Below are 13675 nucleotides of genomic sequence, written 5' to 3' on the forward strand. Positions count from 1 at the left end.
ATCAGTCGACGCGTCCGTCACGACGCGCTGATCTGCAAGGAGTCGCTCATGCGACACCCCCCGCGTTCAGTACTTTTAGCCGCCGCCGGAGCGATCGCCCTTGTCACGGGCATGACCATTCCGGTCGTCACGGCGTCGGGAGCCACACCCGCGTGCACGGTGGAGTACTCCATCACCGGACAGTGGGACACCGGCTTCCAGGGCGCCGTGAAGATCACCAACAATGCGGCCGCGCTGAGCAGTTGGAGCCTCGGCTTCGACTTCCCGGCCGGCCAGAAGGTCAACCAGGGCTGGAACGCCAAGTGGTCCCAGTCCGGTACGACCGTGACGGCGGTGAACGAGAGCTACAACGGCACGCTCGGCACCGGCGCGAGCGTCAGCGCCGGGTTCCTCGCCTCGTGGGCGGGGAGCAACCCGGTACCAACCGCGTTCACGCTCAACGGTGTTGCCTGCAATGTCGACGCCGAGCCGACACCCACGCCTACGCCCACTGATCCACCCGACCCGGGCGCGGGCCCGCCCGCACTCCACGTCTCCGGCAACAAGCTCGTGGACGCCGACGGCACCACGCGTCGTCTGCTCGGCGTCAACCGTTCCGGCGGCGAGTTCATGTGCGTCCAAGGGCGCGGCATCTTCGACGGACCGGTCGACGACGCCTCGGTCGAGGCGATCGCCGACTGGAACGCCAACACGGTCCGCATCCCGCTGAACGAGGAGTGCTGGCTGGGCCTGGACAACATCGACGCCCGGTACCGCGGCAGCGCCTATATCGAGGCCGTCGAGGACCTGGTGGCCCGGGTGAAGGCGCACGGCATGACGCCGATGCTCGAACTGCACTGGTCCTGGGGGCAGTACACCGGCAACTCGGCGGGCTGCTCGGACGTACACGCGAGCTGCCAGAAGCCGATGCCCAACATGCAGTACACACCGGCGTTCTGGACGTCGGTGGCCAACACCTTCAAGGACGACCCGAGCGTCGTCTTCGATCTGTTCAACGAGCCCTACCCGGACCGCGCCACCACCACGACCACCCAGGCGTGGCAGTGCTGGCGGGACGGTGGCACCTGCCCCGGCATCGGCTACGAGGTGGCCGGGATGCAGGACCTGATCGACGCGGTGCGCTCGACCGGCGCCGAGAACGTGATCCTGGCCGGCGGGCTCGCCTACTCGAACGACCTGAGCCAGTGGCTGACGTACCGACCCACTGATCCCACCGGCAATCTCGCCGCGGCATGGCACGTCTACAACTTCAACTCCTGTGTGAACGAGAGCTGCTGGAACTCCACGCTCGCCCCCGTCGCGGCCCAAGTGCCGCTGGTGGCAGGGGAGATCGGAGAGAACACCTGCGGTCACTCCTTCATCGACCAGGTCATGAAGTGGTTCGACGACCGCGGCCTGTCCTACCTGGGCTGGACCTGGAACACCTGGGACTGCAACTCCGGTCCCGCGCTGATCACCTCCTACGACGGAACTCCCACGTCGTACGGGATCGGACTGCGCGACCACCTGCGCACCGTCAACCCCTAACCCCGTATCGGAAGAAGGACACCCGCACTCATGAGTCGTACCAGAACAGCGATGCTCGCCGCCCTGGCGCTGGTCGCCGGGGCCTCCGGGACGGCGCTGGCCGCCGTGCCCGACGAGATCGGCACCGCGGCCGTGCCCTGCACCGTCGACTACAAGGTGCAGAACCAGTGGGGCACCGGCTTCACCGCCGCCGTCACCGTCACCAACAACGGTGCTGCCAAGAGCAGTTGGGCGGTGAAGTGGTCGTACGCCGGTAACCAGCAGATCACCAACGGCTGGAACGCCAAGCTCAGCCAGAGCGGTACGGCCGTCACCGCCGCCAACGAGTCCTACAACGGCACCTTGGGCACCGGCGGTTCGGTCAGTTTCGGCTTCAACGCCTCCTACAGCGGCACCAACGCCATCCCGGCCACCTTCACGCTGGACGGCGTGACCTGCAACGTCGACGACGGAGGCGGCGGCACCGACCCGGACCCGGACCCGCAGCCGGGTAACCGCGTGGACAACCCGTACTCCGGCGCCAAGGTCTATGTGAACCCCGAGTGGGCCGCGAAGGCCGCCGCCGAGCCGGGCGGCAGCCGGATCTCCAACCAGCCGACGGGTGTGTGGCTGGACCGGATCGCCGCGATCAACGGCGTCAATGGCGGTATGGGGTTGCGCGACCACCTCGATGAGGCCCTGACGCAGAAGGGCAGCGGAGAGCTCGTCGTCCAGCTGGTGATCTACAACCTGCCCGGACGGGACTGCGCGGCCCTCGCCTCCAACGGTGAGCTCGGCCCGACGGAGATCGGCCGGTACAAGACCGAGTACATCGACCCGATCGCCGCGATCCTCGCCGACCCCAAGTACGCCGGGCTGCGGATCGTCACCACCGTCGAGATCGACTCGCTGCCCAACCTCGTCACCAACACCGGAAGCCGCCCGACGGCCACCCCGGAGTGCGATGTGATGAAGGCCAACGGCAACTACGTCAAGGGCGTCGGCTACGCGCTCAGCGAGCTCGGTGACGTGCCCAACGTCTACAACTACGTGGACGCCGGGCACCACGGCTGGATCGGCTGGGACGACAACTTCGCGCCGTCCGCCCAGCTCTTCAAGGAGGCGGCGACGGCCGAGGGCGCCACGGTCAACGACGTCCACGGCTTCATCACCAACACGGCCAACTACAGCGCCCTGAAGGAGAACAACTTCACCATCAACGACAACGTGGCCGGGAAGTCGGTCCGCGAGTCCAAGTGGGTCGACTGGAACCGGTATGTCGACGAGCTGTCCTTCGCCCAGGCCTTCCGCAACCAGCTGGTCTCGGTCGGCTTCAACTCCTCCATCGGCATGCTGATCGACACCTCCCGCAACGGCTGGGGCGGCACCGCACGGCCCACTGGACCGGGCGCGACGACCAGCGTCGACACGTACGTCGACGGCGGGCGCTATGACCGCCGCCTCAACACCGGCAACTGGTGCAACCAGTCCGGAGCCGGCCTCGGCGAGCGCCCGCAGGCCGCACCGGCCACCGGGATCGACGCCTACGTGTGGATGAAGCCGCCGGGTGAGTCCGACGGCTCCAGCAGCGCGATCCCGAACGACGAGGGCAAGGGCTTCGACCGGATGTGCGACCCGACCTACACGGGCAACCCGCGCAACAACAACAACATGTCCGGCGCCCTGCCGAACTCGCCGCTGTCCGGGCACTGGTTCTCCGCCCAGTTCCAGCAGCTGATGCAGAACGCCTACCCGCCGCTGCCGTAAGCGGCTGACCCCGCCGGGGCCCGGAAAGTACCGGGCCCCGGCGCAGGTCGTTTTTGCGGTTACGGCAACGTCGATTGCCTCCCGACGGTGCGTCGGCGCACGCTGGCGGCATCCGGAGGAGAGGCTGGCCACCATGGCGCACGATCACGCACACAAGCACGACCACACCGACATCGACTGGGCCGAGATGGCCGAGCACCTGGAGACGCAGGCCGAGCTGTACACGCCGCTGACCGAGCACGCGCTCGCCTGGCTGGGCGGAAAGCAGTCCGAGCCGGGCCTGATCGTCGACGCGGGCAGCGGCCCCGGCGTCGTCTCCTGCATGCTCGCCGACGCCTTCCCCGGCGCCCGGGTCGTCGCCGTCGACGGCTCCGAGCCGCTGCTGGAGCGGGCCCGCGCCCGCGCGGAACGGCTCGACGTCACGGACCGTTTCGGCACGCTGTGCGGTGAACTCCCCGATGTCATGGCCGACTTGGACTATCCCGCCGATCTGATCTGGGCCAGCTACAGCCTGCATCACCTCGGTGATCAGCAGGCCGCCCTTGCCGCGTATGCCTCGCGGCTGACCGTCGGTGGCACGTTGGCCCTCGTGGAGGGGGGTCTGCCCACTCGCTTTCTGCCGCGGGACTTCGGTATCGGGCGGCCGGGGCTTCAGGCGCGGCTCGATGCGGTGCAGGAGGATTGGTTCGCCTCGATGCGGGCGTCCCTGCCGGGGAGTGTGTCGGTGCCCGAGGACTGGCGGGCGCTTATGGCCGGCGCCGGGTTGAAGCCGACGGGTACGCGTACTTTCCTGCTCGATCTGCCTGCGCCGGCTCCTGACCGGGCGCGTGTTGTGGCCGCGGATACGTTCCGGCGGTTTCGGGAGGTCCTTGGGGACGCGCTCGATGCGGAGGATCTGGCTACGCTTGATCGGCTTCTTGATCCGGATGACAAGGCGAGTTTGCATCATCGGGCGGATCTGTTTGTTTTGGCTGCTCGGACTGTGCATACCGCTGTGCGGACTGGGTGAGTGGCCTGGTGCTGCGCCGTTGGGGCTGGTCGCGCCCACGCGGCGGAGCCGCATATCGACACAGCCCCGCGCCCCTGACGGGGCGCTCAGCATGCCCCTGGTTGGGCGTGCACGGTGATACTCGCGCCCTGGAGCTGCCGGGTGCTGCACTCCTCGAAGTAGCGGGCCAGCACCCGGCGCTTGGTGATCTCCTGGGCGGTCTGGTCTACGGGCTGCCCTGCGGGATCGCGTAGGGCTACGACGCGATCTGTCGCCAGGAGTCGGGCTCGGATCTCGGATGCGGGGACCTCCGTGCCGTACAGGGTGTGCGAGGCGGTCGGGGTGCCCTTCAGGGCCAGGTCGCGCAGGGAACTGGGGTGGGTGAGGGTCCACACACGGCGGCGGGACGGCATGAACACGATCGCGTCGGCGTCGGCCTCCCTGATGGCCTGGGCGATGGCGGTGACGTCGTCCGTGCGGCTTTCGGGTGTGCGCAGGTGCAGGGTGGTCGGCAGGAGTGCGGCTACGGCGGCCCCCGCGGCGATCAGCCACAGCGCGCGCCGTCTGCGGAGCAGGCGGTCCAGGGCCGCGCCCACCAGCAGGGCCGTGCCGAGGTGACCGTAGAGGACGTAACGGTCGACGTACAGCGGCTTGATCAGGGAGAGCAGCAGGAGCAGTAGGGCGGGCAGGACCAGCAGGGGTAGGGCGAGCCGGGGCAGGGGGCCCTTGAGGAGTACGGTGCAGCCGATTCCCAGCAGTGTTACCCCGGCGAACCCCAGCAGTGCCCCGGCGCCTATGCCGCCGATCCAGGCGACCTGCTCCGACTGGCCCATGCTCAGGACAGCCAGTGGGGTGAGGGCGGCTGCGACCGTGAGGGTTGCCGTCATGCCGGCCCGGCGGGCGCGCCGAGGGAGCGCCACCAGGTGCGCGACTGCCGCGAGCACCGCGAATTCGTGCAGCAGACACGCCGTCAGCAGCACCGCCCCGTACCCGGCCCAGGCCCGGCGGCGGCCCGAGCGCACCGCGCCGAGCAGCAGGTACGTCGCCCAGGCGACCAGCGCGCACACCAGCGCGTAGCTGCGGCCCTCCTGGGCGTACCGCTGGACCGGCGGCAGCAGTGCGAACACGAGCCCGGCGAGCAGACCGGCCCGCGGTCCGGCGAGGCGGTGCCCCAGCAGGGCGACGGACCCGCACGCCGCTGCGGCGGCGAGCACCGAGGGCAGCCGTAGCACCAGCAGCGGGTCCAGGTCCCCGGGCATCTGGAACAGGCCGTGCATGAGCAGGTAGTACAGGCCGTGCACGGCGTCGGCCTCGGCGAGCGTCGCCATGAGGTCGGGCAGCGGGCGCCGGGCCATGTCGTACGTCACCGCCTCGTCCCGCCACAGGCCGCCGCCGCGTCTTATGCCCCAGAGGCCGAGGACTAGGCAGAGGGCGACGGGCAGCAGGACCGCGGTGGCGGAGGTGCGCGGTGCGGGCCGTGCCACGCGGATGCGTGGGGGCCTGGTGGGCAGGAGGACGGGCTCGGGTATGTGTGCGGTGGCGATGGCGGGCTCCGGTGCGTGACGGGAGGGGTGTGCACCGTCGAGTCCAGACGTCGGCGGATTGTTGGGCAGCCCCGATCCGCGGTGCCCAACAATTCGCCGGGGGCCGGTTGTTAGCTTTGTTGGGCGAACGGGGGGAGACGTGAATGGGGCGCCGGGAGAAACCGCTGGACCCGGGGGCGGGTCCGGTCCAGCGGTTCGCTTACGAACTGCGCAAGCTGCGTGACGAGACGGGCGGTCTGACCTACCGCGCAATGGCGGAGCGCGCGGGCTACTCCGCGCCGACCCTGGCCGCGGCGGCGGGTGGGGAGCGGCTGCCCTCTCTTGCGGTGCTCACGGCGTATGTCACCGCGTGCGGCGGTGATCCGGAGGAGTGGGCGCGGCGGTTGCGGGAGGCGGTCGCCGAGACACACGCGCCGGACGAGGGCGTCGGTCCCTATCCGGGTCTGGCCCGCTTCGAGACCGGTGACGGCGAGCACTTCCACGGCCGGGACGACCTGATCGGCGAACTCGTCCGGCTCACCGGCCGTACCCGTTTCGCGGCCGTCGTGGGCGCGTCGGGCAGCGGCAAGTCCTCGCTGCTGCGGGCCGGTCTCGTCCCCGCCCTGCGCGGTACGGACGGCGAGAGGCCCGCCGTCATCCGGCTGCTGACCCCCGGCCCCCATCCCGCCAAGACCCACGAGGAGTTGTTCACCCCGCACGACGGATCCGGTGACACCCTCCTCGTCGTCGACCAGTTCGAGGAGCTCTTCACCCTCTGCACCGAACCCGGCGAACGCGACCGCTTCCTCGGGCAGTTGCTCGCCGCCACCGACCCCGCCTCCCGGTTGCGTGTGGTGATCGCCGTCCGCGCGGACTTCTACGGCCGCTGCGCCGAGCACGGTCCGCTCGCCGAGGCCCTGCGGGAGGCGGCGCTGCTGGTCGGGCCGTTGTCGCCGCGCGGGTTGCGCGAGGCCGTGGTCAGGCCCGCCGCCGCGCGTCGGCTGGTCGTCGAACGTGCGCTGACCGCCCGGATCGTCGCCGACGTCACCGGCGAGCCAGGCGGACTGCCGCTGATGGCACACGCCCTGCGCGAGGTCTGGCGCCGCCGCTCCGGCAAGGCCCTCACCCTGGCCGCCTACGAGGCCATCGGCGGAGTGCACGGCGCCGTGGCACATACCGCCGAGGCGGCCTACGCCCGCTGCACCCCCGCCGAGGCCGCCGCGGCCCGAGCCCTGCTGCTGCGGTTGGTACAGCCCGGCGACGGCACGGAGGACACTCGGCGGCCCCTGTCCCGCACCGAGCTGGACGCCGACGGTACGACCACGCAGGTGCTCGAACGCCTGGTCCGTGACCGCCTGTTGACCGTCGACGGCGACACCGTCGAACTCGCCCACGAGGCGCTGATCGGCGCCTGGCCCCGACTGCGGGGCTGGGTCGAGCAGGACCGCGAACGGCTGCGGTTGCATCGACGGCTCACCGAAGCGGCCCACGCCTGGGACGAGTTGGGGCGGGACGCGGGTGCGCTGTATCGGGGGATACGGCTGACGGAGGCAAGGGAGACCTTCGGTGACCGAGCTGCCGAACTCACCCGCCTGGAACATGACTTCCTCGGCGCCAGTGTCGCCGCCCACGAGGCTGCCCGGCGTTCGGCGGCCCGGGCGGCCCGTCGTCTGCGGGCGCTGACCGGTGCTCTCGCGGCGCTGCTCTGTCTGGCGTTGGCGGCCGGTGTGGCGGCCTGGCGGGAGAGCGGGGTCAGCTCGCGGCAGCGGGACGAGGCCGAGGCCCGTCGGGTCGCCGCGCTCGCGGACACCTTGCGCGCCACCGAACCGCGCACCGCCATGCGCCTGGCCCTCGCCGCCTGGCACACCGCCGATCTGCCGGAGACGCGCACGGCCCTGCGCACGGCCGCGGCCCAGAGCGAACTGGACGCCTTCGTCCAGCCCGAGGAGGGCGGCCGCGCCCTCAACGCCCCCGCGTGGCTCAGCAGTGACGGCCGGATCCTGACAACGGTCGTGCGGGACAAGGCCGTTCAGTGGGACGTGCCAGGCCACCGGCGGCTGCGGTCGGTGCGGCTCGAAGGGCTGTCCGAAGGTGTGGTCGACGTCAGCGACGACGGCCGCCTGGTCGCCTACCGCACCCCGGGCAGCCGGAACGGCCTGATCGTCGCCGGTCTGACGGACGGCAGCACACGCCGCCTCCCGACCGGCCCGTGGACCGACACCGACATGTCGTTCGGTCCCAGCGGCAGGACGCTCCTCCTGCGGCGGCTCGATCACGGCTCGTCCGACGGGCGGGCGAGCCTGGAGGTGTGGGACGTACGCCGGGAGCGGATCCTCATGCGCAACGAACGGGGCGACGACGACGGCGCCCTGCCGGTGCTGAGCGCGGATGACCGCCACCTCGCCTGGTGCGCCGAGGACGGGGAACGGCTGCGGATCCTCGACGTGGCCGAGCGGCGCCCCGTGCCCGCCGAGGCGCCCGGCGCGACCCAACGGACGCTGTGCCAGGGCGAACTCACCTTCACCGCCGACCAACGGGCCGTGGCGTCCGGCACCTCGGAGGGGATCGTCACCTGGGACTTCGAGGCCGACCGCGAGCGCCCCCGGCTGCCGATCGCGGGCGGCGCCAACCGAGTGGAGTTCGCGGGCGCCTACGCCCTGGCCTGGGGGCCGGGCAGCCTCACGGTATGGCGTACGGATCTTCCGGCGCCCACCGACGGCGGCCCTCGGGAACCGCTGCTCACCCTCGCTCCCGACAACTCGGCGATCAGCGACATCCGCCTCGACCTCGCGGGCGGAGTGCTGCGCTATCAGGAGGGCGGCCGCACCAGCGTCGTACGGACCGCCTCGCTGCACGGGCTGGCGGGCCGTACGTGGACGATCGCAGAGGCGGGAAGGGAAAGGACCCGTCAGAACCTGGCCGTCTCGGGGCGCACGGCCCTCACCGAGGAGGGAACGCTGGTCGATGCCGCAACGGGCAAGCGCATCAAGGGAGGAGTAAGCGGCGAGGATCTCCTGCGCTCCGCCGCCTTCAGCCCCGACGGCCGCCATCTCGCCGCCGAGGACAGCGTGGGCCGGCTGACTCTGTGGGACGTGCGCACCTGGCGCCGGGTCGCCGTCCTTCGGGCCGCGGCCTCCACCGTCCACCGTGCCGCCCTCGCGTTCTCCGCCGACGGTTCGCTGCTCGCGGCCGGCGCGCCCGATGGATCCGTGCAGGTGTGGGAGACGGCCACGCCCGCACTGAAGGCGGCCACGCTCCCGGCCGGTGACGGCCCGGCGGTCGGTCTCGGCTTCGCCTCCGGAGAGTTGCGTATCGCCAGCACCCATCTCCCTTCCAGATCACTCCCGTTGGCGCCCGAGCGGGCCGCGGCCGAAGTGTGTGCGCGGGCAGCGGGCGGGGCGAGCGAGGCGGAGTGGCGCCGGTACCTTCCCTCCGTGCCGTACCGCGTGACCTGCGACGAGGCTTGACTTGGAGAGCACTCCAACTGATGAACTCCCCCTCACCGAACAACAGGGGGTAACCATGAACGACTCTCCGGTCGCGCTCATCACCGGCGGCGGCAGCGGTATCGGCGCCGCGGTCGCGCGGCAGCTGCTGGACGCCGGGCACCGGGTGGCCGTCACCGGCCGTGGCGAGTCCCGGCTGCGCGGCTTCGCCGAGGAACTCGGGGATCCCGAGGGACTGTTGACGATCGTCGGTGACGCCTCGGACTACGAACAGATCAAGGGCGCGGTCGAGACCACGCTGAAGGAGTTCGGGCGCATCGACACGGTCGTCGCCAACGCCGGTGTCGCCACCCATGACTCGGTCGCCGAGGGCGATCCGGCCGGCTGGACCCAGATGGTCCTGACCAACGTCCTGGGCCCGGCGCTGCTCATCCGCGCCTCGATCGACGCCCTGAAGGAGACCCGGGGCCGGATCGTGCTGGTCGGCAGCGTCGCCGGGTTCGTGCCCACGGCGGGCAATATCTACGGCGCGACCAAGTGGGCGGTGACCGGGCTCGCCGAGAACACCCGCCGTGAGGTGACGGAGTGGGGCGTCGGCGTCACGCTGGTCGCGCCGGGCCGGGTGGAGACGCCGTTCTGGGACAGCTACGGAAGCCTGCCGCCCGGGCATCTGCTCACCGCCGACCAGCTCGCCGACTCGATCGTCTGGGCGATCCGCCAGCCGCACGGAGTCGACATCAACACCGTGGTCGTACGGCCGATCGGGCAGCCCAACTGACGTGCGCGGGCGGCCCGATGAGCCGGGCCGCCCGCGCAAGGCGTGTCAAAGGACTTGCGTCAGACGATGTCGAACGTCGCCGGGTCCGGGCCGATCCGGCGGTCCTCGTTGAGCGCGCTGATCGCCGCCAGGTCCTCGTCGTCCAGGCTGAAGTCGAACACGTCGATGTTCTCCCGGATCCGGGACGGCGTGACGGACTTCGGGATCACGACATTGCCGAGCTGGAGGTGCCAGCGCAGCACGATCTGGGCCGGGGTGCGGTTGTGCTTCTGGGCGATGGCCACGATCGCCGGGACCTCCAGCAGGCCCTTGCCCTGGCCCAGCGGCGACCAGGCCTCGGTCGCGATGCCCTGCTCCGCGTGGAACTCACGGGAGACGCGCTGCTGGAGATGCGGGTGCAGCTCGATCTGGTTGACGGCCGGGACGACGGACGTCTCGCCGATCAGCCGCTCAAGGTGCTCCGGCAGGAAGTTGGACACGCCGATCGCCTTGACGCGGCCGTCGGCGAGCAGCTTCTCGAACGCCTTGTAGCTGTCGACGTACTTGTCCTTGGACGGAAGGGGCCAGTGGATGAGGTACAGGTCGACGTAGTCAAGACCGAGCTTGGCCAGCGACACGTCGAAGGCACGCAGTGTGGCGTCGTACCCTTGGTCGGCGTTCCACAGCTTGGTGGTGACGAAGACGTCCTCGCGCGGGATGCCGGAGGTGGCGATGGCCTTGCCGGTGCCCTCCTCATTGCCGTAGATCGCCGCTGTGTCGATGCTGCGGTACCCGGCCTCCAGAGCCGTGCTGACCGCCTGCTCCGCCTCGTCGTCCGGCACCTGCCAGACGCCGAAGCCCAGCTGGGGCATCTCGACGCCGTTGTTGAGGATGATCGGGGGGACCTTGCTGCTCACGAGCTCTTGATCCTTACGGTTGTCGTCAGGTGGTACTCCCATCGTCAACGATCACGGGCCCGGATGCATTCCTGATCACGGAATCCGTGCGCGGTCCGGGATTGGCCGGAAACGGACCCTGCCGCTTCGGTCCGGACCATTGACCGTGACCCGTCATGCCGCGACCCTCATAGCGCGCCATCGGACGTGATGGTGAACGTCGTGCACTCATGTGAACGACCTGACCGCATTGAGGGAGCAGCCATGAACCCCACTCGCAGAACCCTGCTGGGCGCGACACTCGGCGGTGCCGCCGCCGCAGTCGGACTGCCCGCCACTCCGGCCCAAGCGGCCTCCTGGCAGCTGAAGTGGTCGCCGTCGACCAGCGCAGGGCTCGGCGCCTTCGAGACCGTCGAGGACGACCGCGCCGACTCGCACCCCGAGGGCCGGCCGCACATCCGCACCGAGGGCAACAACTGGCGGTTCACCATGCACACGGTGGACCGGGACACCTCGACCGACCGCCAGCGCCACGAGGTCACCGGCCTGCGCACCTCGTCGAGCAGCTATCTGCGCTGGCTGCCGGGGCAGACCTGGCGGATCACCTACTCGATGTACATCCCGAGCTCGCTGAAGGCCACCACCAGCTTCACGCACATCATGCAGATGAAGCAGCCCGGCACCGGCACCCAGCCGATCGTGGTGCAGTCGCTGCGCCGGGTCGACGGCGTCCAGACCATCGAACTCAAGCTGCACCTCGCGAACATCGTCGTCGGGCGCACCGCGCTCGCCCCGCTGCACAACACCTGGACCGACGTCGACTTCCAGATCAAGATCGGCGACGGTACGTCCGGGTCGGTGCGCTGGATCCTGCGCAACGGCGGCACCACGGTGATCGACAAAGCCAGGACCGGAGTGGACACGTTCCTGGCCGACCGGGTCCGGCCCAAGTGGGGCATCTACCGCTCCCTCGGCGACACTTCGGGCTCACTCCAGGACTGCCATCTGCTGCTGAGCAACTTCCGGGGCTACCAACTCGTGTGATCCGCCCTGGAGTTCGAGTATCTTCCTGCCGTTGAAAGTTAGGAAACTTTCCTAACATCCACTCACCCCTCTCGGAGGCCCCGTGCACCCCTTCGCACCGGCAAGCCGCCCACGCCCCGGCGTGCTCCTCACCGCCCTGTGCGGTCTGCTGCTCTCCTTGCTCGTCACCACCGCCCCGACCTCCCGTGCCGACGGCACGGCCCTCGAGTACCAGGCCGAGCACGCAACGCTGTCCCAGGCCGCGGTGGCGTCCAACCACGCGGGCTACACCGGCTCCGGCTTCGTCGACTACACCAACGTCACCGGTTCCTATGTGGAGTTCACGGTCGACGCGGCGACATCCGGCCGGACCGCTCTCACCTTCCGCTACGCCAACGGCACCGCCGCCGCCCGCCCGATGGACATCGTGGTGAACGGCACCGTCGTCGCCCCCGGCGTCTCCTTCACACCCACCACGAACTGGGCCACCTGGGCGACCAGAACCGTCGACGTCACCCTGAACGCGGGCAGCAACAAGGTCCGCGCCACCGCGACGTCCGCGAGCGGTGGACCCAACCTCGACCGGCTCACCCTCGCCACTCCGTCCACGGATGGACCGGCCGTCCCCTTCGGCAGCCACCAATTCCCCTACAAGTCCGGCACTTTGAAGCCGAGCGGCGCCCAAGCCACCCTCGACCAAGCCGTGATCAGCAAGTACAACGCCTGGAAGTCGGCGTTCGTACGGCAGAACTGCGGCAACGGCTGGTACCAGGTGATCTCCCCGGACGCCGACCACCCCTACGTCGCCGAGGCCCAGGGCTACGGCATGGTCGTCACCGCGCTGATGGCGGGCGCCGACCCGGACGCGAAGAAGATCTTCGACGGACTGGTCAAGTACATGCTCGCCCACCCGTCCGTGCACAACCCCGACCTGCTCGCCGCCGAACAGGACACCTCCTGCCGCAGCGTCAACGGCTCGGACTCGGCCACCGACGGCGACCTGGACGTGGCGTACGGATTGCTGCTCGCCGACAAGCAGTGGGGGAGCGCGGGGACGTACGACTACAAGAACCTTGCCGTGCGGCACATCAACGCCATCAAGGCCGACGAAGTGAACCCGAGCACGCATCTGATGAAGCTCGGCGACTGGTCCTCCTCCGGCGACCAGTACTTCTACATCAGCCGCTCCTCGGACTGGATGATCGACCACTTCCGCGCCTTCAAGCGGGCCACCGGCGACAGCGCCTGGGACACCATCCGCACCGCCCACCAGAACCTGATCACCGCACAGCAGGCCAACTACGCTTCCGGCACGGGCCTGTTGGCCGACTTCGTGGTCAATACCCACACCAGCCCGAGGCCGGCCGACGGACAGGTCCTGGAGAGCCCCAACGACGGTGACTACGGCTGGAACGCCTGCCGTGACCCCTGGCGCATCGGCACCGACGCCGTCACCAGCGGCGACTCCGCCTCCCTCGCCTCCGCCCGCAAGCTCAACTCCTGGATCAAGGCGAAGACGGGCGGCAACCCCGACAACATCGTCACCGGCTACCACCTGAACGGATCGGCGTTCGACAGCGGCAACGACATGGCGTTCACCGCGCCCTTCGCCGTCGCCGCGCTCACCGACCCCGGCTCCCAGGCCTGGCTGGACGCGCTGTGGAACAAGATGACGAGCACGCCCATCAACACGTCCACCTACTACGGCGGCAGCATCCAGCTCCAGTCGATGATCGTCGCCTCCGGGAACTACTGGGTCCCCTGAGCCG

General features: G+C 70.0%; 9 protein-coding genes. 7 read left to right on the forward strand and 2 right to left on the reverse strand.

Annotated features, from left to right (window positions below; translation table 11 throughout):
- Positions 1-48: 48 nt before the first annotated feature.
- The 3 genes from OHT76_RS35235 to OHT76_RS35245 all read left to right on the forward strand — a co-directional run bounded on the left by OHT76_RS35235 (position 49) and on the right by OHT76_RS35245 (position 4282).
- Positions 49-1527 carry a cellulase family glycosylhydrolase gene (locus OHT76_RS35235; RefSeq protein ID WP_328874908.1) on the forward strand — a complete coding sequence of 493 codons (1479 nt, stop codon included), beginning with the start codon at positions 49-51 and terminating at the stop codon, positions 1525-1527.
- A 30-nt stretch (positions 1528-1557) separates the two neighbouring features.
- Positions 1558-3273, forward strand: coding sequence for a glycoside hydrolase family 6 protein (locus OHT76_RS35240; protein ID WP_328874909.1), 1716 nt, complete (start codon positions 1558-1560; stop codon positions 3271-3273).
- Positions 3274-3406: 133 nt separating this feature from the next.
- Entirely contained in the window at positions 3407-4282 is an 876-nt protein-coding gene (locus OHT76_RS35245) for a class I SAM-dependent methyltransferase (protein WP_328874910.1), read from the forward strand.
- An 86-nt stretch (positions 4283-4368) separates the two neighbouring features.
- On the opposite strand, the gene OHT76_RS35250 is transcribed toward OHT76_RS35245, so the two are convergent.
- Entirely contained in the window at positions 4369-5745 is a 1377-nt protein-coding gene (locus tag OHT76_RS35250; protein ID WP_328874911.1) for a glycosyltransferase family 39 protein, read from the reverse strand.
- A 203-nt stretch (positions 5746-5948) separates the two neighbouring features.
- On the opposite strand from OHT76_RS35250, the gene OHT76_RS35255 reads away from it, so the two are divergent.
- The gene (locus OHT76_RS35255) at positions 5949-9251 is read left to right on the forward strand and encodes an nSTAND1 domain-containing NTPase (RefSeq protein WP_328874912.1); all 3303 of its coding nucleotides are present in this window, start codon (positions 5949-5951) and stop codon (positions 9249-9251) included.
- A 55-nt stretch (positions 9252-9306) separates the two neighbouring features.
- On the forward strand, positions 9307-10008 hold the full coding sequence (locus OHT76_RS35260) for an SDR family oxidoreductase (protein WP_328874913.1): 702 nt from the start codon (positions 9307-9309) through the stop codon (positions 10006-10008).
- A gap of 59 nt (positions 10009-10067) precedes the next feature.
- Here the strand turns inward: OHT76_RS35260 and OHT76_RS35265 are convergent, their stop codons facing one another.
- On the reverse strand, positions 10068-10904 hold the full coding sequence (locus OHT76_RS35265) for an aldo/keto reductase (protein WP_328874914.1): 837 nt from the start codon (positions 10902-10904) through the stop codon (positions 10068-10070).
- A 243-nt stretch (positions 10905-11147) separates the two neighbouring features.
- On the opposite strand from OHT76_RS35265, the gene OHT76_RS35270 reads away from it, so the two are divergent.
- Positions 11148-11927 carry a Tat pathway signal sequence domain protein gene (locus tag OHT76_RS35270; RefSeq protein ID WP_328874915.1) on the forward strand — a complete coding sequence of 260 codons (780 nt, stop codon included), beginning with the start codon at positions 11148-11150 and terminating at the stop codon, positions 11925-11927.
- Between the two features lie 82 nt (positions 11928-12009).
- Positions 12010-13671, forward strand: a complete 1662-nt coding sequence (locus OHT76_RS35275; RefSeq protein WP_443049874.1) for a glycosyl hydrolase family 8 — start codon at positions 12010-12012, stop codon at positions 13669-13671.
- The last annotated feature ends 4 nt before the right edge of the window (positions 13672-13675 follow it).

The organism is Streptomyces sp. NBC_00287, assembly GCF_036173105.1.
GTDB lineage: Bacteria > Actinomycetota > Actinomycetes > Streptomycetales > Streptomycetaceae > Streptomyces.

What these genes read in the sequence shown, in the direction of transcription:
- OHT76_RS35235 (WP_328874908.1), top strand. Translation starts at nt 49, where the DNA reads ATGCGACACCCCCCGCGTTCAGTACTTTTAGCCGCCGCCGGAGCGATC.
- OHT76_RS35270 (WP_328874915.1), top strand. Translation starts at nt 11,148, where the DNA reads ATGAACCCCACTCGCAGAACCCTGCTGGGCGCGACACTCGGCGGTGCC.
- OHT76_RS35255 (WP_328874912.1), top strand. Translation starts at nt 5,949, where the DNA reads ATGGGGCGCCGGGAGAAACCGCTGGACCCGGGGGCGGGTCCGGTCCAG.
- OHT76_RS35260 (WP_328874913.1), top strand. Translation starts at nt 9,307, where the DNA reads ATGAACGACTCTCCGGTCGCGCTCATCACCGGCGGCGGCAGCGGTATC.
- OHT76_RS35240 (WP_328874909.1), top strand. Translation starts at nt 1,558, where the DNA reads ATGAGTCGTACCAGAACAGCGATGCTCGCCGCCCTGGCGCTGGTCGCC.
- OHT76_RS35245 (WP_328874910.1), top strand. Translation starts at nt 3,407, where the DNA reads ATGGCGCACGATCACGCACACAAGCACGACCACACCGACATCGACTGG.